This is a genomic window from Pantoea sp. EKM10T (assembly GCF_011800685.1).
Classification (GTDB): domain Bacteria; phylum Pseudomonadota; class Gammaproteobacteria; order Enterobacterales; family Enterobacteriaceae; genus Pantoea; species Pantoea agglomerans.
The window spans coordinates 56,763-76,450 of sequence record NZ_JAALEU010000007.1; the positions used below are offsets into that span (position 1 = coordinate 56,763).

A 19,688-nucleotide genomic window follows, 5' to 3' on the forward strand; every position below is an offset into this window, starting at 1 on the left:
CCGGTTAAACTCGTTGACCTGAAATTAGTGTAGCGTCGGTTTTTGCACTTCTGGCGCGGTTGGCTGCGGGCGGGTGAACGTATCGTGGCACAGCAGCGCGGCGACACGAACGTACTCAATCACCTCCTCCAGCGACTGCTCCAGCTCCTCCTGGTCTTCATCTTCTTCGTAACCGAGCTGTGCGATAGTGCGCAGATCATCGATCGCTTCGCCGGTTTCGCCGGTGACTTTATCCAGTTTAGGCTGTGTTACGCCCAGGCCGAGCAGAAAATGGTTAACCCAGCCCGCCAGCGCGTCGGCACGGTCAAATACAGTGATGTCGTCGTCAGCAGGCAGCAGCAGCTGAAACAGGAAGCCTTCATCTTCCAGCGTGGTCGCCGTATGCTCGTGTAGTTCCGCCAGTGGCACGGCAAGAGTGTGTGAAAACGCCATGCCTTCGTTAGCCAGATCGTGTACCAGCGTCTTCCAGCTGGTGTCCTGGTTACCACCGCAGAGGATCCCGCTCAGCAGGCCATGCATTTCCGCGGGCGTCATTCCAACGCCCTGCTGTGAGAGCACCGCCGCGAGCGCGTTGTAATCGGGGGTTGCGTTCTGTAAGGACATAAGTTTTCATCGTCGTTGGCAGAATAAGTTCGTGTTATGCTACCACTAGCTGCCTCAAGGTTTCCAGAAAAGGGGTTGTATCTTATTTCGTGGGTCTATATAGTTGCCCGCCTCCCAAGCCATTGACTGCTAAGGGAGTTGCGAGCGAAGTAATCAGTCAGGAAGGTGGCATGTCTGCACAACCGGTAGATTTACAAATTTTTGGTCGTTCGTTGAGAGTAAATTGTCCGCCAGAGCAGCAAGATGCGCTCAATAGCGCGGCTGAAGATCTCAATCAACGGTTGCAAGATCTAAAAGTTCGCACTAGAGTCACCAATACAGAACAACTGGTGTTCATCGCCGCGTTAAACGTCTGCCACGAGCTGGCGCAAGAGAAAGTGAAAACGCGCGATTATGCTGCTAATATGGAACAGCGTATCCGTATGTTGCAGCAGACGATTGAACAGGCATTAGTTGAGCAGGGTCGCATCTCTGAGCGTGAGGGTGCGAAGTTCGAATAAAACTTCATGGTTGCTATACTTAAGTAACGGTGAGGTAAATTTTCTCTGAGATGTTTGCATGTGGGCCAGTCCCCTGAGCCGATATTTCGAAAAAACAGAATGTGACGCTCGTAACCTGTGTGCATGCTCGGTTCGTCCGAGAAGCCTGATGGTTATGACGGCATGTTCACCTTGAACCAAGGGTTCAAGGGTTACAGCCTACGGCGGCATCTCGGAGATCTCTCTTCCTGTAGTCCTGCTTTTTTCCCCTGACTGACATGTTATAGTCGCTCAACAGCGACTTATCCGGCGGGGAAATCATGTCTGAACCTTCAATGACCCAGCGTCAGGCGATTCGCCAGCATGTGCGACATCTGCGACGGGCACTTACCGATGAGCAGCAAACGCAGGCCGCTGAGCAGCTCGCCGAACACGCGCTCAACTACGCCCCGGTGACTGAAGCGCGCAATATCGCCCTGTTTCTGTCGGTGGATGGCGAACTGAATACCCGTCCGCTGATTGCCCGCCTCTGGCATCTGAAGAAAACGGTCTGTCTGCCGGTTTTACACCCCTTCTCCCCCGGTAATTTGTTGTTTCTGCGCTACTCGCCCGATACCCCATTGCTCAAAAATAAGCTGCGCATTCCTGAACCGCCGCTGGATATCCGGCAGGTGATCACGCTTGATCAACTGGATCTGATGATGGTGCCGCTGGTGGCGTTTGATCAGCATGGGCAGCGTCTGGGGATGGGCGGCGGCTTTTATGATCGCACCCTGCAGAACTGGCGGCAGCACGGTTTTTTGCCGGTGGGCCTGGCACACGATTGTCAGCAGGTCGATAGCCTGCCGGTGGCAGAATGGGATGTGCCGTTGCCGGCGGTAATGACGCCGTCAAAACTCTGGCAGTGGGAGTAGAAGAGTCGCTTTTGCAGACAAGTGAAAACCCACATCCGGGCGCATCTGGCTGCAATGAAATAGCTCAACGCGCAGGGAACATGGTCATAAGAGGAAAGCGTCCCGCCGCCCGGATAAAAACGCCGGGAGCGTTTTTGAACAACGCCACGCGTTGGCCCGGTTACGGGCGCACCTCAGGGATGAGGTGCGTAATCGCGCGGGCCGGACATGCCATGGATGGCGGCTTTTGCGTCTTTCCGATCTGACCGTGTTCTCTTCGCAGTCCCGGTCTTACAGCAAATCGGGACAGCCTGTATTAACTACCTGAAGAGACGCAACTAAGCGCCTGTTCAGGTTGGTAGCGCTTAGTAAAGCAGACGGGCGCGGATAGTACCCGGAATCGCCTTCATCAGTTGCAGCGCGTTCTCAGCCACTTCCGGCTCTGCATCAATGTCGATCACCACATAGCCCATAAACGGCGAGGTTTGCAGATACTGGGCGGCGATGTTGATGCCCTGCTCGGCAAAAATCTGGTTGATGGCCGTCAGCACGCCAGGGCGGTTCTCATGGATATGCAGCAGACGACTGGCGCTGATACCGTGAATCGGCAGTGACACTTCAGGGAAGTTAACAGCCGAGAGAGTCGAGCCGTTATCGGAGTATTTCGCCAGCTTGCCCGCCACTTCAATGCCGATGTTCTCCTGCGCTTCTTCCGTCGAGCCGCCAATGTGCGGCGTCAGGATCACGTTGTCGAACTCACTCAGTGGAGAGATAAACGGCTCGCTGTTGGTAGCTGGCTCGCTCGGGAAGACGTCGATGGCTGCGCCACCCACATGCTTGCTGGCCAGCGCATCGCACAGCGCCGGGATATCCACCACAGTGCCGCGTGAGGCGTTAATCAGCAGCGCGCCAGGCTTCATCTGCGCCAGCTGCTCTGCACCAATCATATCCTGTGTAGAGACGGTTTCCGGCACGTGCAGGCTGACCACATCGCTCATGTTGAGGAGATCGGCCAGATGGCGTACCTGCGTGGCATTACCCAGCGGCAGCTTGTTTTCAATGTCGTAGAAGAAAACATGCATACCCAGGCTTTCTGCCAGCACGCCCAGCTGCATTCCGATGTGGCCGTAACCGATAATACCCAGTTTTTTGCCACGCGCTTCAAATGAGCCTTTGGCAATCTTATTCCAGATGCCACGGTGTGCTTTCGCATTCGCTTCCGGGATGCCACGCAGCATCAGCAGCATCTCACCAATCACCAGCTCCGCAACCGAGCGGGTATTTGAGAACGGCGCATTGAACACGGGAATACCCCGGCTGGCAGCCGCCTGCAGATCAACCTGGTTGGTGCCGATACAGAAACAGCCAACGGCGACCAGCTTTTCAGCCGCCGCAAAAATCTCTTCAGTGAGCTGGGAGCGGGAACGGATACCAATAAAGTGTGCATCACGGATCGATGCTTTTAACGCGTCGGAATCCAGTGCGCCCTTATGGAATTCGATGTTGGTATAACCTGCAGCCCGCAGGTTCTCCAGCGCGCTCTGATGGACACCTTCCACCAGCAGGAACTTAATCTTATCTTTTTCCAGTGATACCTTTGCCATTTCCCGATCCTATTCAGCATTCAATGAGGACTACCATAAGCCAGCCTTCTGTCAAAATATCAAAAAAATCGCGTCGGGCAATACAAACGATTGCCCGGCCGCCAGCACGGCAGCGGCTGACGGCAGCACATTGCCGGACAAAATAAGGAGGTCGGACTGGAAGAGAGAACGAACCCGCTGCCGATGACGGTTATGTGACATAAGTCACCAAATTTCACCGCAGCGAGAAAAGATGATTTGCAGGCAGAAATAACCGACGCCGCATCGACGCCGGACAGATCATTTTTTGATGGTTTTCACGCCATCAGGCCCGCCAATCAGTGCAATATCGGCACCACGCGCGGCAAAAAGGCCCACGGTCACGACGCCAGGCAAGGCGTTGATGGTTTTTTCCAGCTCAATGGGATCGAGAATGCGCAGATTATGCACATCGAGAATAATGTTGCCGTTATCGGTGACCACGTTCTGACGATACTCAGGCAAGCCGCCCATTTTCACCAGCTGACGCGCCACATAACTGCGCGCCATCGGGATCACCTCGACCGGCAGCGGGAAACGGCCCAGCACATCGACCTCTTTTGAAGCGTCAGCGATACAGATAAAGGTTTCAGCCACGGCGGCCACGATCTTTTCGCGCGTCAGCGCCGCGCCGCCGCCTTTGATCATCTGCATCTGTGGGTTGATCTCATCCGCGCCATCTACGTACACCGACAGCAGGTCAATCTCGTTCAGGTCGAACACCTGAATACCCAGGCTCTTCAGCTTCTGGGTTGAGGCATCCGAGCTGGAGACGGCACCTTCAATCTGATGCCTGACCGTGGCAAGCGCATCGATAAAGTGGGCAGCGGTGGATCCGGTGCCCACACCAACAACGGTGCCCGGCTGCACGTACTCAAGTGCAGCCCAGCCAACGGCTTTTTTCAGTTCATCCTGGGTCATGGTATGTTTAAAACCTGTGCGACAACGAAGTGCGCGTAGTATAAAACAAGGCTTGCTGAAAATGCTCGGCTGACCGACGCGGATTTATCGCTTTGGAAGCCAGCCCACAAAAAACAAGAGAGCCATCACAGGTGACACTTTTGTGGCATAGTGACATCCATCCTGAAGGAGAGAGAAGAATAATGAAACGCCCGGATTATCGAACGCTTCAGGCGCTGGATTCAGTGATCCGCGAACGCGGATTTGAGCGTGCCGCTCAAAAATTATGTATCACCCAGTCAGCGGTTTCACAGCGTATCAAGCAGCTGGAGAATCTGTTTGGTCAGCCGCTGCTGGTGCGCACGGTGCCACCACGTCCGACCGAACAGGGTCAGAAACTGCTGGCTTTGCTGCACCAGGTGGAACTGCTGGAAGAGGAGTGGCTGGGCGATGAGAACAGTGGCACCACGCCACTGCTGCTGTCGCTGGCGGTCAATGCCGACAGTCTGGCGACCTGGCTGCTGCCTGCACTGAAGGATGTGCTGGCAGATTCACCCGTACGCCTGAATCTGCAGGTCGAAGATGAAACCCGCACCCAGGAGCGTCTGCGTCGTGGTGAAGTGGTGGGTGCGGTGAGTATTCAGCCGCAGCCGCTGCCCAGTTGCCTGGTGGATCAGCTCGGTGCGCTCGACTACCTGTTTGTGGCATCGCGCGACTTTGCCGATCGCTTCTTTCCCAACGGCGTCACCCGCTCTGCCCTGCTGAAAGCGCCTGCGGTGGCGTTTGACCATCTTGATGATATGCATCAGGCCTTCCTGCAACAGAACTTTGATCTTTCACCTGGCAGTGTGCCCTGCCACATCGTGAACTCCTCTGAAGCCTTTGTGCAGATGGCGCGACAGGGTTCGACCTGCTGTATGATCCCGCATCTGCAGATTGAGCGTGAGCTGGCGAGCGGTGAGTTAATAGATCTGACGCCAGGCTTGTGTCAGCGCCGGATGCTCTACTGGCATCGTTTTGCGCCGGAAAGCCGGTTAATGCGTCGGGTGACCGATGCGCTGATTGCGCATGGACATCGGGTACTGCGTCAGGATGACGTCGCAGCCTGAAAACAAAAACGGGGCGAAAGCCCCGTTTTTACTGCTGACAAATTATGCCCCGAACGGCTGTAAGGATGGATTGGCTCAGGGAACAAGGTCAGATCGGAAAGGCGCTTAAGCCAATCCCTGGCCGCTCGGCCCGCGCCGTCCATGGCGCGGGACGCTTTCCTCCTCTGACCATGTTCCCTTCGCTTTGAATTTATTCATTGCGGTCAGATCCTGAGATTCATCGGCAGTCTTAACGGGGCATCAGCCCCATTTTGCACTATGGCGTATTGGGCTTGATCTCAAACACCACATCAACCTGATCGTCAAAGTTGATGCTCTGCTGATCGTAGGTCTCCTGCGCCGAGGTATCTGCCGCTGCAGCCGCTTTATACATACGGTTCATCGGCATCGGCTGATAGTTAGCGACCTGATAACGAATGCTGTAGATCGATCCCAGCTTCGCGTTAAAGCCTTCAGCCAGCTGTGATGCCTGCTGAGTCGCATTTTTAATCGCTGCTTTACGCGCCTGCTCTTTGTAGCTCTCCGGATTTGCCACGCCTAACTCGACGCTACGCACCTCATTCAGACCGGACTTCAGCGCCCCGTCCAGCAGATCATTCAGCTTGTCCAGCTGACGCAGGGTTACCTGCACCTGACGCACCGCACGGTAGCCTTTCAGGACTGATTTACCCTCTTTGGTGTAATCGTACTCAGGCTGGGTGCTCAGGTTTGCCGCATCAATATCTTTCTTCTCAATGCCGTTTTTTTGCAGAAAATCGAAATATTGTGCAACCCGGCTATCCGCCTGCTTTTTCGCATCTGCGGCATCTTTTGACGACACGTTCACCACGATAGAGAGCGTGGCGATATCGGGACGGGCATCGACCGTTGCCTTGCCTGAGGTCACCACGTGTGGCCCGTTCGGTAACTCATCAGCGTGTACGCCAGGCAATGCCCCGGCGCTCATGATTGCGGCCAGAGCCAATGCTTTCAGTTTCATGAAAGTCCTCCTTGAAAAGGTACTATGACGGCTTCCAACCGGCGAAGCCCAACAGCGCATCGGTATGCGCCATGCTTTGAGTGGTCATTATGGCAAAAGTTCGGCCTCCGCGCGGCAATAACCGCACCGGATCGACGTTGGGATCAAAATCCGGCAATGCCCTGGCGCGCCAGTTGCAGGGCGATAAACCACATCACCGCGCCTACCAGCAGGTTAATGATGCGCTGGGCTTTGGCGGTGCGCAGGCGTGGTGACAGCCAGGCGGCCAGCAGCGCCAGACCAAAGAACCACAGGATCGACGCACTGATGGTGCCCAGCGCAAACCACTGACGCGCAGTGGTGGTCGGCAACTGACCGCCAAGACTGCCCAGTACCACAAAGGTATCGAGATAGACGTGCGGATTGAGCCAGGTCACTGCCAGCAGCGTCGCGATAATGCGTCCCCTGCTCTGCTTTAATGGCTCACCGTCCGCCAGATCGGCGTCGCCGCGAAAAGCGCTACGCAGTGCGCCCCAGCCATACCACAACAGAAAGGCTACGCCCGCCCAGGTGATCACCATCAGCAGCAGTGGAGACTGGCTCAGCAAGGCGCTGCCGCCAAAGATCCCACCGCAAATCAGCAGAATATCGCTCAGCGAGCAGAGGGCCGCCGTCATCAGATGATATTGACGCTTCACGCCCTGATTCATCACAAAAGCGTTCTGCGGGCCCAGCGGCAGAATCAGCGCGGCGCCCAGGGCAAGCCCCTGAAAATAGAGAGATAACACAGGATTATTTCCTCACATCGTTAGAGGAGGAGAAGTATAAAGAGAGAGGATGATTAGCGGAAATTGAAAGAATTAATCTGCGATTAGCAAAATGAATGGGCGACAGACGCCGCCCACTGAAAGATTACTGTGGCTGAGTCTCTGGCGTAGTTGCGTCCGACTGTCTGACACGGTGCAGATGCACATCCATCTGCGGATAAGGAATACCAATCCCTTTTCCATCCAGCGCACGCTTAAAGTTCTTCAGCAGATCCCAGTAAACGTCCTGCAGGTCGCCGCTGTTGCTCCAGCAACGCACCACAAAGTTCATAGAGGAGGCTGCCAGTTCGTTAAGACCGATCTGAATACCTTTATCTTTCAGCACGCGGCTATCCGCTTCTACAACCTGTTGCAGTAAGGCGATCACTTCATCCACATCCGCCTCGTAAGCCACGCCAATGATAAATTCATTACGGCGAACCGGTTCACGCGAGAAGTTGACGATGTTCCCGCTGATGATCTTGCCGTTTGGCACCACCACGATTTTGCCGTCTGCCGTTCTCAGCGTGGTGGAGAAAATCTGCACATGCAGCACGGTTCCCATAACGCCGCCCAGATCGACGAACTCGCCGGTGCGAAACGGACGGAAAGTGACCAGCAGAACGCCTGCAGCAAGGTTAGAGAGTGACCCCTGCAGCGCCAGACCCACGGCCAGACCCGCAGCACCCAGCACGGCAATCACCGAGGCGGTCTGCACACCGATGCGTCCCAGCGCTGCGATAACGGTGAAGGCGATAACCCCATAGCGCACCAGTGCGGAGAGGAAGTCCGCCACGGTAGCGTCTATGTGACGGGCGCGCAGCAGGCGATTTACGGCATTAGAAATGATACGGGCGATAATCATCCCGATAATAATGATGGCAATAGCTGCAACGATATTTACGGCATAGCTGATGATCAGCGCCTGATTGCGAACCAGCCAGTTACCTGCGTTGTTTAAGCCGTCGACGACGTGTAACTCTTCCATTAATAAGCCCTGTTGTTAGATTCCCACCGGGAATGAAAAAAATGCCAGATGACATCCGACACCCTGCCATCAAGGGTAATCAATTATCTCCTTAAGCGCCAAACCGACCGGCGTTTAACCCTGTTTTTCCAGAAATTGTGCATAAAAAAAGGCCCTTTCGGGCCTTTTTTGTACGGTAACGACTCTTCAGTTACAGCACGTCGACAGCGTTAAGCTCTTTGAAAGCCTGCTCCAGACGCACTACCATAGAGGCCTGGGCTGAACGCAGCCAGACGCGTGGGTCGTAGTATTTTTTATTTGGCTTGTCAGCGCCTTCCGGGTTACCCAGCTGCGACTGCAGATAGCCTTCGTTCTTTTTGTAGTACTGCAGGATGCCGTCCCAGGTTGCCCATTGGGTATCGGTATCGATGTTCATCTTGATCACGCCGTAGCTGATAGACTCTTCGATTTCTGCAGCAGAAGAACCTGAACCGCCGTGGAAAACGAAGTCCAGCGCGTTGTGCGGCAGGCCATGTTTTTCACACACATATTTCTGCGAATCGCGCAGAATGGTCGGAGTCAGTTTCACGTTGCCTGGCTTGTAAACGCCGTGAACGTTACCGAATGATGCCGCAATGGTGAAGCGCGGGCTGATAGCATTCAGTTTTTCGTACGCGTAGTTCACATCTTCTGGCTGGGTGTACAGTGCAGATGCGTCCATGTGGCTGTTATCAACGCCATCTTCTTCACCACCGGTGCAGCCCAGTTCGATTTCCAGCGTCATGTCGAGTTTCGCCATGCGCGCCAGATATTTGCTGCTGATCTCGATGTTCTCTTCCAGTGACTCTTCTGACAGGTCGATCATGTGAGAAGAGAAGAGTGGCTTACCGTTTTTCTGGAAGTACTCTTCACCTGCGTCCAGCAGACCGTCGATCCATGGCAGCAGTTTCTTGGCACAGTGGTCAGTGTGCAGGATAACCGGCACGCCATACTGCTCAGCCATCAGGTGGACATGGTGCGCACCCGCGATAGCGCCGAAAATTGCCGCGCCCTGTGGTTTGTCAGTTTTGAAGCCTTTACCCGCGATAAATGCAGCACCGCCGTTAGAGAACTGGATGATGATTGGCGCTTTAACTTTCGCCGCTGCTTCCAGTGCCGCATTGATGGAGTCGGTGCCGACGCAGTTTACGGCTGGCAGTGCGAATTTGTTCTCTTTCGCAACTTTGAAGATCTTCTGTACGTCATCACCAGTGACAACGCCGGGTTTTACGAAATCAAAAATTTTAGACATGATTGTGTCCTGTTTCGTGACCGTTGTTCCCCTTGAGGAACGTCGATTTAAACGCCCAGACGGGCAAGACTTCAGGCGATGCCGCCAGGCATCGCCCCCAAAGGATTACTGCTTCGCACGCTCTTCCAGCATGGCAACTGCAGGCAGTTTTTTGCCTTCCACGAACTCAAGGAACGCGCCGCCGCCGGTAGAGATGTAGGAAATTTTGTCTTCGATGCCGAACAGGTCGATAGCCGCTAAGGTATCGCCGCCGCCTGCAACAGAGAAGGCATCGCTGTCTGCAATGGCGTTAGCCACGATCTCGGTGCCTTTACGGAAATTAGGGAACTCAAACACGCCCACCGGGCCGTTCCACAGGATGGTTTTAGCATCCTTCAGGATGGCAGCCATCGCCTGTGCGGTTTCATCACCAAAGTCCATAATCTCTTCGTTATCCGCAACTTCAGAAACCTTTTTCACGGTAGCGGTCGCAGTTTCAGAGAATTCTGTGCCGACACGTGAGTCAGTTGGAACCGGAATACCGTGCTGATCGCGCAGGCCTTTAGCCGCTTCAACGAAGTCTGGCTCATACAGAGATTTGCCGACGTTGTTGTCGATAGCGACGAAGGTGTTGGCAATGCCGCCGCCCACAATCACGGTGTCCGCGATTTTGACCAGAGATTGCAGCACATCAAATTTGGTAGAGACTTTAGAACCCCCTACCACAGCCACCAGCGGACGCTCCGGGTTGCTCATGACTTTACCCAGCGCTTCCAGTTCTGCAGAGAGCAGCGGGCCAGCACAGGCGATAGGGGCAAATTTGCCGACGCCGTGGGTAGAAGCCTGTGCGCGGTGCGCGGTACCAAAGGCGTCCATCACAAAGACGTCGCACAGAGCAGCATATTTTTTAGACAGTGCTTCGTCATCTTTCTTTTCGCCTTTGTTAAAGCGAACGTTTTCCAGCACAACCAGTTCGCCAGCGCCGACTTCAACGCCATCGAGGTAATCTTTTGCCAGGGTCACGGTGGTGCCGCTAAGCTTGTCTTTCAGGTAGTTAACTACCGGCAGCAGCGAGAACTCTTCATTGTATTCACCTTCGGTCGGACGACCCAGGTGAGAGGTAACCATTACTTTCGCGCCCTGTTTCAACGCCGCTTCAATGGTTGGCAGAGAAGCACGGATACGTGCATCAGACGTCACTTTACCTTCTTTAACCGGTACGTTCAGATCGGCACGGATCAGAACGCGTTTACCAGCCAGATCCAGATCGGTCATCTTAATTACAGACATGGTGAATCCTCTCGTTGATTCTCATAAGTTTTGCCAGACGCATACCGCGTCTTACCTGAAACCGCTTGCGGCCATCGCTAACGTCGTGTCGAGCATTCGGTTAGCAAAGCCCCATTCGTTGTCACACCAGACCAGGGTCTTGATAAGGTGTTGACCGCTGACCCGCGTTTGTGTTCCGTCCACAATGGCACTGTGCGGATCATGGTTAAAATCTACTGAGACTAACGGTAATTCCGTATAGTCAACTATACCACGAAATGTCCCTTCTGCCGCGCTTCGCAACAGGGTGTTAACTTCACACGCCGTCACCGCCTGATGCACAGAAACGCTGAGATCAATGGCCGTCACGTTAATCGTCGGGACGCGAACGGCTATCGCCTCGAAGCGATCGTTGAATTTCGGAAAAATACGGGTAATGCCAGCCGCCAGGCGAGTGTCCACCGGAATGATCGACTGACTGGCTGCACGCGTACGGCGCAGATCGCTGTGATAGGCGTCGATCACCTGCTGATCGTGCATCGCCGAGTGGATCGTGGTGACGGTGCCGGATTCGATACCAAACGCATCATCCAGCAGTTTAATCACCGGGATAATGCAGTTAGTGGTACAGGAAGCGTTGGAGACGATGCGGTCACTGGCGGTGAGTGACTGCTGGTTAACGCCATACACCACTGTGGCGTCGAGATCGTTTCCGCCGGGATGAGAGAACAGCACTTTTTTGGCGCCAGCCTGAAGATGCGCTTCGCCATCAGCGCGTGAGCCATAGACGCCGGTGCAGTCCAGCACCACATCCACGTCGAGTTCACGCCACGGCAGATCGGCAATGGCTGCACGGTGCAAAATGCGCAGGGTATCGCCACCCACCCACATTACATCGCGCTCCTGGCGGACATCGAAAGCAAAACGGCCATGGCTGGTATCGTATTTCAGCAGATGCGCCATACCGGTGGCTTCTGCCAGCTCGTTAATCGCGACCACGGTGATCTCTGCACGTCGGCCCGTTTCATACAGCGCGCGCAGGACGTTGCGTCCAATCCGGCCAAAACCATTTATCGCTACCCGTACCGTCATTTCTCTCCTGCCACGTCAGACTGAAAAAAACGTGCCGTTAGCCTGAGCGTTTCACTGCATTTTGTACAGGAGATTCTTACCCGGCATTGTCCGAAACCAGGGCGATTTGCCTGGCGACTGAAACGGTTCAGCTACAATAATAGAAGGAAGGAATAACAGGAATGATTGTGATCAATCTGGCTGCTTAAATTTGGATCTGCGTCACAAATTAAGGCAAAAGGCGGTTATTACTGCAGGAATAAAAAAATAAAAGGGACGAAAATCTCGTCCCTCTGTTTTTACAGCCGGGCGGGAACAGGCCCGCCTGACCGGTTTTACGCCAGCAGCGCTTTCGCTTTCGCGACGACGTTGTCGACGGTAAAGCCAAACAGTTCGAACAGCTGATCGGCAGGTGCAGATTCGCCGAAGCTGGTCATGCCCACGATAGCGCCGTTCAGGCCGGTGTATTTGAACCAGTAATCAGCGATGCCCGCTTCGATTGCGACGCGTGCGCTGACCGCTTTTGGCAGTACGGATTCACGGTACTCATCACTCTGCTTGTCGAAGGCATCCGTTGATGGCATAGAGACCACGCGCACTTTGCGGCCTTCGCTGGTGAGTTTGTCCCAGGCACCGACAGCCAGTTCAACTTCGGAACCGGTGGCGATCAGGATCAGCTCAGGCGTGCCATCGCAATCTTTCAGCACGTAACCGCCGCGCGCTACGTTAGCCAGCTGTGCAGTGTCACGCTCCTGCTGCGCCAGGTTCTGACGGGAGAAGATCAGCGCAGTCGGGCCATCTTTACGCTCAATGGCATATTTCCACGCCACCGCGGATTCAACCTGGTCACATGGACGCCACAGGCTCATGTTTGGCGTGGTGCGCAGGCTCGCCATCTGTTCAACCGGCTGGTGCGTCGGGCCATCTTCGCCCAGACCGATAGAGTCGTGGGTGTAGACCATGATCTGACGGATCTTCATCAGTGCCGCCATACGCGCTGCGTTACGCGCATATTCAACAAACATCAGGAAGGTCGCGGTGTAAGGCAGGAAGCCGCCATGCAGCGCCAGGCCATTGGCGATTGCGGTCATACCGAACTCACGCACGCCGTAGTGGATGTAGTTACCCGCAGCATCTTCGTTAATCGGCTTAGAGCCAGACCAGATTGTCAGGTTGCTGGGTGCCAGATCGGCTGAGCCGCCAAGGTATTCCGGCAGAATTTTACCGAAAGCTTCAATAGCATTCTGTGAGGCTTTACGGCTGGCGATCTTCGCCGGGTTCGCCTGCAGCTGCTCAACGAACTTCTGCGACTCTTCCTGCCAGTTAGCTGGCAGTTCGTTGCTGACGCGGCGTTTAAACTCGGCAGCCAGTTCAGGATGAGCCTGTGCGTAAGCGGCGAATTTCTCATTCCATGCAGACTCTTTCGCCTGGCCCGCTTCTTTCGCGTCCCACTCAGCGTAGATATCAGAAGGAATTACGAACGGCGCGTGGGTCCAGCCCAGCTGTTTGCGGGTCAGTGCCACTTCATCATCACCCAGCGGTGCGCCGTGTGAATCATGGGTACCGGCTTTGTTCGGTGAACCAAAACCGATAACGGTTTTGCACATCAGTAGTGAAGGCTTGTCGCTGACGCTTTTCGCTTCCTCGATCGCTTTCGCAATCGCATCCGCATCGTGACCATCGACGCCGCGCACCACGTGCCAGCCATAAGCTTCAAAGCGCTTAGCGGTGTCGTCGGTGAACCAGCCATCAATGTGACCATCGATAGAGATACCGTTGTCATCATAAAACGCCACCAGTTTGCCCAGCTTCAGGGTACCGGCCAGTGAGCAGACTTCGTGCGAGATACCTTCCATCATGCAGCCATCACCCATGAAGACATAGGTGTTGTGGTCTACGATGTCATGACCCGGACGGTTGAACTGTGCTGCCAGCGTGCGCTCAGCAATGGCAAAACCGACTGCGTTAGCGATGCCCTGCCCCAGCGGACCGGTAGTGGTTTCAACGCCCACGGTGTAGCCATATTCCGGGTGACCTGGAGTTTTTGAGTGCAGCTGACGGAAGTTTTCCAGTTCGCTCAGGGGCAGATCGTAACCGGTCAGGTGCAACAGGCTATAGATCAGCATTGAGCCGTGACCGTTAGAGAGCACGAAACGGTCGCGGTCAGCCCACAGCGGGTTGGTTGGGTTGTGGTTCAGGTAGCCGCGCCAGAGTACTTCAGCGATGTCCGCCATGCCCATTGGGGCACCCGGATGTCCCGATTTCGCTTTCTGTACTGCATCCATACTTAACGCACGAATGGCGTTGGCAAGCTCTTTACGAGAGGGCATTTTCTACTCCAGGTCGGATTAATGCTTCGCACCTTAACTTATTGTTATTAATGAGTTACCGGGCAAAACAAGGAAAAAGTTGCCCATCAATGTACATGAGAAACGGGGCAAAAGTACATGCTGTAAAACGCTAAATGCAGCCGCTTCGTATGGCTTTTCCAGCCATATCTGCTAGCAAAGTGCAGACTGGCACGCTATAACCAAATCGTTTATTCACCTGTCTGAGTTTCAGGTGTTTGTTTTTCTTACCTTGTTATGAATGGGATACAGCATGAAAATCAAAAAAATGGTGTTAGCGCTTGGACTGACGACGCTGCTCAGTGGCTGTCAGGGTTTAGACAACAATGCGCTGATGCAGTCGGGCGCGCAGGCGTATCAGGCTTATACCCTCAGCGACGATCAGGTAAAGCAGCTGAGCGATAAATCCTGTGAGCAGATGGACAAAGATAATCAGATTGCGCCTGCTAACAGTGATTATCAGCAGCGTCTGAACAAGATCGCCGCGGCGCTGGGCGATAACATCAACGGCGTACCGGCTAACTACAAGGTTTATCAGACCAAAGATGTCAACGCCTGGGCGATGGCAAATGGCTGTATTCGTGTTTACAGCGGTCTGATGGATATGATGACTGACAATGAAGTGGAAGGCGTGCTGGGTCATGAGATGGGCCACGTCGCGTTAGGTCATACGCGCAAGGCGATGCAACTGGCATATGCCACAACCGCGGCCCGCACCGCAGCCGCCTCGGTTGGCGGTGTGATTGGTTCACTGTCGCAGTCGCAGCTGGGTGAAATGGGTGAAAAACTGGTGAATGCGCAGTTCTCCCAGACGCAGGAATCACAGGCGGATGACTACTCCTACGACCTGATGAAGAAGCGCAATATCGATCCAATGGGCCTGGCCACCAGCTTTGAAAAGCTGGCGAAGATGGAACAGGGGCGTCAGAGTTCGATGTTTGACTCGCATCCCGCCTCTGAAGCGCGCGCCGCGCATATTCGTGAGCGAATTGCTGCCGACAGCAAGTAATTCCGCCGCTGAGCGCGCATGCATCCGGCGTGCGCGCTTAGCCGTGCGAAGTCCGCTAGCGCTTAAATATCTTATCCACCATCGAGCCCAGATCCAGCTTATTGTCATGCAGCGCCTGTTCATCCATGTGTCCCTGCGGCGACATTTTATCAATCAGCTGCGGCAATAGCGCGGCCAGCGTACCCGATGCCCCTTTCACATCGGTGCCGAGTTTGTCGGCCAGTGACTGCAGTTCATCCTGACCAAAAGCAGACTGAATCTCACTGTGGCCAACCGGATGGTTATCGCCGGTGCCGATCCAGGAACCAAACACCTCACCCAGCCCGCCCTGCTGGAATTTTTGCAGCAGCACTTCAATACCGCCCTGCTCCTGCACCCAATGCCAGACAGCCTGTAACTGTCCCGGCGGATGCCCTTCACTCTGGTTGCCATCCAGTGCGCCAGCCAGTTCATCAAGAAAGCCCATGATTATCTCCACTACGCCATTTTTACGCTGTAAGTTTAGTTGCAGATAGGGGTTCGCGCCTGACGGTTACCCGTCGGGGTCAGAAGGGAATCGATCGGATCCGGCAAAGAGAGGAAGATCACAGCAGCGGCGTCTGCCCGATGGACAGGACGCCGCGTTCAGCGCCTGCCGGACTGAAGCCGACAGGCAGCAGGCATCAGCCTTTGTTTACAGCCTGAACATGCAGCATATCCAGCGCCAGCGTAGCCGCTGCCAGTGCCGTCAGATCAGCATGATCGTAACCCGGTGCGACTTCCACCAGATCCATGCCGACAATGTTCATGCCCTGCAGGCCACGGATCAGCTTGGTCGCTTTATCGGTGGTCAGCCCGCCAATCACCGGCGTGCCGGTGCCAGGTGCATGCGCCGGATCCAGACAGTCGATATCGAAGGTCAGATAGACCGGCAGATCGCCGACGATGCGTTTCACTTCGGCGAGGATATCGTCAACGCTGCGGTCATTGACCTGCGCCGCATCCAGCACGTTGAAGCCCAGGCTCTTGTCGAATTCGGTACGGATACCAATCTGCACTGAGTGCTGCGGATCGATCAGACCCTCTTTCGGCGCGGTAAAGAACATGGTGCCGTGGTCAAAGGTCGGGCCGTTGGAGTAGGTGTCGGTATGCGCATCAAAGTGCACCAGCGCCATCTTGCCAAAGTGTTTTGCATGGGCGCGCAGCAGCGGCAGTGTGACATAGTGGTCGCCGCCAAAGGTCATCATGCGCTTGCCATTGGCCAGCAGTTTTTCAGCATGGGCCTGCAATTTGTCGGAGAGATCCTGCGAATCACCGAAAGCGTAAACCAGATCGCCGCAATCGACGACGTTCAGACGCTGACGCAGGTCGAAATCCCACGGCCAGCGGCAGCCTTCCCAGGCCAGATTGGTGGAGATCTGGCGAATCGCGCCCGGACCCAGGCGGCTGCCCGGACGACCCGAGGTCGCGGCATCAAACGGCACGCCGGTGATAACCCACTCGGCGTCGCTGTCGTAAGGCTGAAAATTCAGCGGAAAACGCATGAAACCAAAGGCGTTAGAAACCAGGGAGTTGTCGTACTGATTGCCAAGCGTGTTATACATAATTGCTCTCTCTATGTGCGTAAGTCGGTCCAGCCCGCAAACCATTAAGGTTGAGATGAAAAAAATCCCCTCCGCGTCGTTAGGCCCGACGAGGAAGGGATTGAGTGAGTCAGATTATCGACATAGTTAACGGCAACTGCAATATGCGATTACCGGTCGCCATAATCGATTATTCATCTTCTAAATAGGTATAGCCGTAAAGGCCGCTCTCGAACTCTTCCAGGAACTGCGCGCGCAGCTCTTCGTCGAGATCGGATGCCTGAACCTGATTGCGGAACAGCGCCATCAGCTCGTTGGGATCAAGCTGCACGTAACGCAGCATGTCCGCCACGGTGTCGCCTTCATCGGAGAGCTGCACTTCCACATCGCCATTTTCGCGTGCGTAGACATCCACCGCTTCGGTGTCACCAAACAGGTTATGCATGTTGCCCAGAATTTCCTGGTAAGCACCCACCATAAAGAAGCCCAGCATGGGCGGGTTATCAAGGTCATATTCCGGCATCGGCATGGTCGTCGCGATACCGTCGCCATCCACATAGTGATCGATGGTGCCATCGGAGTCACAGGTGATGTCGAGCAGCACGGCACGGCGCTCCGGCTTCTTGTTCAGCCCTTCCAGCGGCAGTACCGGGAACAGCTGATCGATACCCCACGCATCCGGCATTGACTGGAACAGCGAGAAGTTAACGTAAATCTTATCCGCCATCCGCTCCTGCAGTTCGTCGATGATTGGACGGTGTGCACGGTTGCTCGGATCGAGATGCTGCTGAATATAGTGGCAGATGCTCAGATAGAGCTGCTCAGCCCATGAACGCTGCTTGAGATCGTAGGTGCCTGACGAGTAGCCGGTATGGATATCAAACAGATCCATCTGGCTGTCATGCAGCCATTCACGCAGCGAACGGCGGGTACTTGGCTCGTGCATCTCCTGCCAGGTTTCCCACATGCTGAGGATCGGGCGCGGCGCATCCGCATCCGGCGTTTCAGGTTCGCTGAACTCGTTGCGCTCCACACCAATGATGTTGGAGACCAGCACCGTGTGGTGCGCGGTTACGGCACGGCCCGACTCGGTGATCACCGTCGGATGCTCCAGACCGTGCTCATCACAGGCAGCACCAATCGCCCAGATTACGTTGTTGGCGTACTCATTCAGGCCGTAGTTGACCGAGCAGTCAGACTGCGAGCGCGTTCCTTCGTAATCGACGCCCAGACCGCCGCCGACGTCGAAACATTTAATGTTGACGCCCAGCTTGGCCAGTTCGACATAGAAGCGCGCCGACTCACGCACGCCGGTAGCGATGTCGCGGATGTTGGACATCTGCGAGCCCAGATGGAAATGCAGCAGCTGCAGGCTGTCGATGCGACCCGCTTCGCGCATGATCTCAACCAGTTTCAGCACCTGGGTGGCTGACAGGCCAAACTTCGACTTTTCGCCGCCGCTCGACTGCCATTTACCGGAGCCCTGCGAAGCCAGACGTGCACGGATACCAAGACGCGGCACCACATTCAGACGCTCTGCTTCTTCCAGCACCAGCCGCACTTCGGTCATCTTCTCCAGCACCAGATAGACCTTATGGCCCATCTTCTCACCGATCAGCGCCAGACGAATATATTCGCGATCTTTATAGCCGTTACAGACGATCACCGAACGGGTCTGACCGGCGTGCGCCAGCACCGCCATCAGCTCGGCTTTTGAGCCCGCTTCCAGTCCCAGCGGTTCGCCGGAGTGGATCAGTGACTCAATCACGCGTTTGTGCTGGTTAACTTTAATCGGGTAAACCAGGAAGTAGTCGCCTTTGTAACCGTAGGATTCACGCGCACGTTTAAAGGCGGCGTTAATGGAACGCAGACGGTGTTGCAGGATCTGCGGGAAGCAGAATAAAGCGGGCAGACGCTGGCCCTGCGCTTCGCGCTCTTTGACCAGACGGGCTAAATCGACGCGCACATCAGGACGATCCGGATCGGGACAGACACTGATGTGGCCCAGTTCGTTAACGTCGTAATAGTTGTTGCCCCACCAGGCGATGTTGTACGTACGCAACATTTTGCTCGCATCCTGATCGTTCATTGCCACCTCCTGCATGGAGCGGAGTGTACCCTGTTCGCCAGCTGACGAACCTTTGATATTCTTCATGTCGTCAGACATCGCGAACCTCAATTTTCCGTTGAAAGATGAAACTGTTAACCGGCTTTATGGCCGCTAATCTGAAAACCTGTTGCCACATTAAACGCAATGTCCTGTTCACCTGACGTTGCCGTCAGCGCGATTCACGCATGAGAGTTAAGTGTAAAACACCCGGGCCATCTCCGTTTAAACAGAGAACATTTAACTGATCTGTATTGACCATGGATAACCTGCGTCGTTCCGCTGCGCGAGCGCAGAGAAGAGACAAAACCGATCGAGCAGAGATAAAGATTAGCCTGCGCCTGTGTCGGTAAAATTACCGCATCGGACATCGCGTCGGCAGGAAAGAGAAACAGATGGGAGGCAGGAGAGAGCCAGCGCAGCGCCGCAGCGCAGAGAACCGGAAGAAGAAAAAGCGTGGTTCATTACTTGTATCACCTCCGCATATGCCAGGGGCACATGGAAAACAACCTGGGTGAAAGCCAGACCAGAGTCTGACAGGCGCGACGCAAACAGTGGCGTCATCCTTGCTGCTGCTATCAAAGCAGCGGCGTTTTATACAGTTTACAGCCGTAAAATGCAAAAATATTATCGGGGAATTGCGTGTAGCGTCAGCAAATTATGCCGATAACAGAGACAGGTTAAATGCTGAAACAGAAAAAGGGCTGGTAATTGG

Annotated in this window: 17 protein-coding genes and 1 other RNA gene; 5 read left to right on the forward strand and 13 right to left on the reverse strand. The window is 54.8% G+C overall.

The window, feature by feature from the left end; translation table 11 throughout:
* Positions 1-24 precede the first annotated feature (24 nt).
* Positions 25-603, reverse strand: coding sequence for a YecA family protein (locus HFD95_RS14365; RefSeq protein WP_022623836.1), 579 nt, complete (start codon positions 601-603; stop codon positions 25-27).
* A 170-nt stretch (positions 604-773) separates the two neighbouring features.
* On the opposite strand from HFD95_RS14365, the gene zapA reads away from it, so the two are divergent.
* The 3 genes from zapA to HFD95_RS14380 all read left to right on the forward strand — a co-directional run bounded on the left by zapA (position 774) and on the right by HFD95_RS14380 (position 1,996).
* A complete protein-coding gene (zapA, locus tag HFD95_RS14370; protein WP_008925677.1) occupies positions 774-1,103 on the forward strand; it encodes a cell division protein ZapA in 330 nt (109 codons plus the stop codon).
* Positions 1,104-1,142: 39 nt separating this feature from the next.
* Positions 1,143-1,325, forward strand: a non-coding RNA gene (gene ssrS, locus HFD95_RS14375) — 6S RNA.
* Between the two features lie 77 nt (positions 1,326-1,402).
* Entirely contained in the window at positions 1,403-1,996 is a 594-nt protein-coding gene (locus tag HFD95_RS14380; RefSeq protein WP_010671060.1) for a 5-formyltetrahydrofolate cyclo-ligase, read from the forward strand.
* 344 nt (positions 1,997-2,340) lie between these two features.
* On the opposite strand, the gene serA is transcribed toward HFD95_RS14380, so the two are convergent.
* A complete protein-coding gene (serA, locus tag HFD95_RS14385; RefSeq protein WP_010248817.1) occupies positions 2,341-3,579 on the reverse strand; it encodes a phosphoglycerate dehydrogenase in 1,239 nt (412 codons plus the stop codon).
* 279 nt (positions 3,580-3,858) lie between these two features.
* Positions 3,859-4,518 (reverse strand): ribose-5-phosphate isomerase RpiA, encoded by a 660-nt coding sequence (rpiA, locus tag HFD95_RS14390; protein WP_010248819.1) that lies wholly within the window; start codon positions 4,516-4,518, stop codon positions 3,859-3,861.
* Positions 4,519-4,700: 182 nt separating this feature from the next.
* Here rpiA and HFD95_RS14395 point away from each other — a divergent pair, with 182 nt between their 5' ends.
* Positions 4,701-5,606, forward strand: a complete 906-nt coding sequence (locus HFD95_RS14395; RefSeq protein WP_010248822.1) for a LysR family transcriptional regulator ArgP — start codon at positions 4,701-4,703, stop codon at positions 5,604-5,606.
* Between the two features lie 256 nt (positions 5,607-5,862).
* Here the strand turns inward: HFD95_RS14395 and HFD95_RS14400 are convergent, their stop codons facing one another.
* The 7 genes from HFD95_RS14400 to tkt form a co-directional block, all read right to left on the reverse strand.
* Positions 5,863-6,585, reverse strand: coding sequence for an oxidative stress defense protein (locus HFD95_RS14400; protein ID WP_010248826.1), 723 nt, complete (start codon positions 6,583-6,585; stop codon positions 5,863-5,865).
* 143 nt (positions 6,586-6,728) lie between these two features.
* The gene (gene argO / locus HFD95_RS14405; protein WP_010671062.1) at positions 6,729-7,352 is read right to left on the reverse strand and encodes an arginine exporter ArgO; all 624 of its coding nucleotides are present in this window, start codon (positions 7,350-7,352) and stop codon (positions 6,729-6,731) included.
* A gap of 124 nt (positions 7,353-7,476) precedes the next feature.
* Positions 7,477-8,358 carry a small-conductance mechanosensitive channel MscS gene (mscS, locus tag HFD95_RS14410; RefSeq protein WP_167430399.1) on the reverse strand — a complete coding sequence of 294 codons (882 nt, stop codon included), beginning with the start codon at positions 8,356-8,358 and terminating at the stop codon, positions 7,477-7,479.
* A gap of 190 nt (positions 8,359-8,548) precedes the next feature.
* Positions 8,549-9,628 carry a class II fructose-bisphosphate aldolase gene (gene fbaA, locus HFD95_RS14415; protein ID WP_010248835.1) on the reverse strand — a complete coding sequence of 360 codons (1,080 nt, stop codon included), beginning with the start codon at positions 9,626-9,628 and terminating at the stop codon, positions 8,549-8,551.
* Between the two features lie 105 nt (positions 9,629-9,733).
* Positions 9,734-10,897, reverse strand: coding sequence for a phosphoglycerate kinase (gene pgk, locus HFD95_RS14420; RefSeq protein WP_010248837.1), 1,164 nt, complete (start codon positions 10,895-10,897; stop codon positions 9,734-9,736).
* A gap of 51 nt (positions 10,898-10,948) precedes the next feature.
* Entirely contained in the window at positions 10,949-11,968 is a 1,020-nt protein-coding gene (epd, locus tag HFD95_RS14425; RefSeq protein WP_010671063.1) for an erythrose-4-phosphate dehydrogenase, read from the reverse strand.
* A 314-nt stretch (positions 11,969-12,282) separates the two neighbouring features.
* Positions 12,283-14,277 carry a transketolase gene (tkt, locus tag HFD95_RS14430; protein ID WP_031592557.1) on the reverse strand — a complete coding sequence of 665 codons (1,995 nt, stop codon included), beginning with the start codon at positions 14,275-14,277 and terminating at the stop codon, positions 12,283-12,285.
* A gap of 271 nt (positions 14,278-14,548) precedes the next feature.
* Between tkt and HFD95_RS14435 the strand changes: the two genes are divergently transcribed.
* Positions 14,549-15,304 (forward strand): M48 family metallopeptidase, encoded by a 756-nt coding sequence (locus tag HFD95_RS14435; protein WP_031592558.1) that lies wholly within the window; start codon positions 14,549-14,551, stop codon positions 15,302-15,304.
* A 55-nt stretch (positions 15,305-15,359) separates the two neighbouring features.
* Here HFD95_RS14435 and HFD95_RS14440 read toward each other — a convergent pair whose 3' ends face one another.
* The 3 genes from HFD95_RS14440 to speA form a co-directional block, all read right to left on the reverse strand.
* Positions 15,360-15,770, reverse strand: a complete 411-nt coding sequence (locus tag HFD95_RS14440; RefSeq protein ID WP_167430400.1) for a YidB family protein — start codon at positions 15,768-15,770, stop codon at positions 15,360-15,362.
* 196 nt (positions 15,771-15,966) lie between these two features.
* On the reverse strand, positions 15,967-16,887 hold the full coding sequence (gene speB / locus HFD95_RS14445) for an agmatinase (RefSeq protein ID WP_167430401.1): 921 nt from the start codon (positions 16,885-16,887) through the stop codon (positions 15,967-15,969).
* A 169-nt stretch (positions 16,888-17,056) separates the two neighbouring features.
* Entirely contained in the window at positions 17,057-19,033 is a 1,977-nt protein-coding gene (speA, locus tag HFD95_RS14450) for a biosynthetic arginine decarboxylase (RefSeq protein ID WP_010248849.1), read from the reverse strand.
* Positions 19,034-19,688: the final 655 nt, after the last annotated feature.

What these genes read in the sequence shown, in the direction of transcription:
- rpiA (WP_010248819.1), bottom strand. Translation starts at nt 4,518, where the DNA reads ATGACCCAGGATGAACTGAAAAAAGCCGTTGGCTGGGCTGCACTTGAG.
- fbaA (WP_010248835.1), bottom strand. Translation starts at nt 9,628, where the DNA reads ATGTCTAAAATTTTTGATTTCGTAAAACCCGGCGTTGTCACTGGTGAT.
- speB (WP_167430401.1), bottom strand. Translation starts at nt 16,887, where the DNA reads ATGTATAACACGCTTGGCAATCAGTACGACAACTCCCTGGTTTCTAAC.
- zapA (WP_008925677.1), top strand. Translation starts at nt 774, where the DNA reads ATGTCTGCACAACCGGTAGATTTACAAATTTTTGGTCGTTCGTTGAGA.
- mscS (WP_167430399.1), bottom strand. Translation starts at nt 8,358, where the DNA reads ATGGAAGAGTTACACGTCGTCGACGGCTTAAACAACGCAGGTAACTGG.
- speA (WP_010248849.1), bottom strand. Translation starts at nt 19,033, where the DNA reads ATGTCTGACGACATGAAGAATATCAAAGGTTCGTCAGCTGGCGAACAG.
- HFD95_RS14365 (WP_022623836.1), bottom strand. Translation starts at nt 603, where the DNA reads ATGTCCTTACAGAACGCAACCCCCGATTACAACGCGCTCGCGGCGGTG.
- pgk (WP_010248837.1), bottom strand. Translation starts at nt 10,897, where the DNA reads ATGTCTGTAATTAAGATGACCGATCTGGATCTGGCTGGTAAACGCGTT.
- HFD95_RS14400 (WP_010248826.1), bottom strand. Translation starts at nt 6,585, where the DNA reads ATGAAACTGAAAGCATTGGCTCTGGCCGCAATCATGAGCGCCGGGGCA.
- HFD95_RS14435 (WP_031592558.1), top strand. Translation starts at nt 14,549, where the DNA reads ATGAAAATCAAAAAAATGGTGTTAGCGCTTGGACTGACGACGCTGCTC.
- HFD95_RS14440 (WP_167430400.1), bottom strand. Translation starts at nt 15,770, where the DNA reads ATGGGCTTTCTTGATGAACTGGCTGGCGCACTGGATGGCAACCAGAGT.
- HFD95_RS14380 (WP_010671060.1), top strand. Translation starts at nt 1,403, where the DNA reads ATGTCTGAACCTTCAATGACCCAGCGTCAGGCGATTCGCCAGCATGTG.
- tkt (WP_031592557.1), bottom strand. Translation starts at nt 14,277, where the DNA reads ATGCCCTCTCGTAAAGAGCTTGCCAACGCCATTCGTGCGTTAAGTATG.
- serA (WP_010248817.1), bottom strand. Translation starts at nt 3,579, where the DNA reads ATGGCAAAGGTATCACTGGAAAAAGATAAGATTAAGTTCCTGCTGGTG.
- epd (WP_010671063.1), bottom strand. Translation starts at nt 11,968, where the DNA reads ATGACGGTACGGGTAGCGATAAATGGTTTTGGCCGGATTGGACGCAAC.
- HFD95_RS14395 (WP_010248822.1), top strand. Translation starts at nt 4,701, where the DNA reads ATGAAACGCCCGGATTATCGAACGCTTCAGGCGCTGGATTCAGTGATC.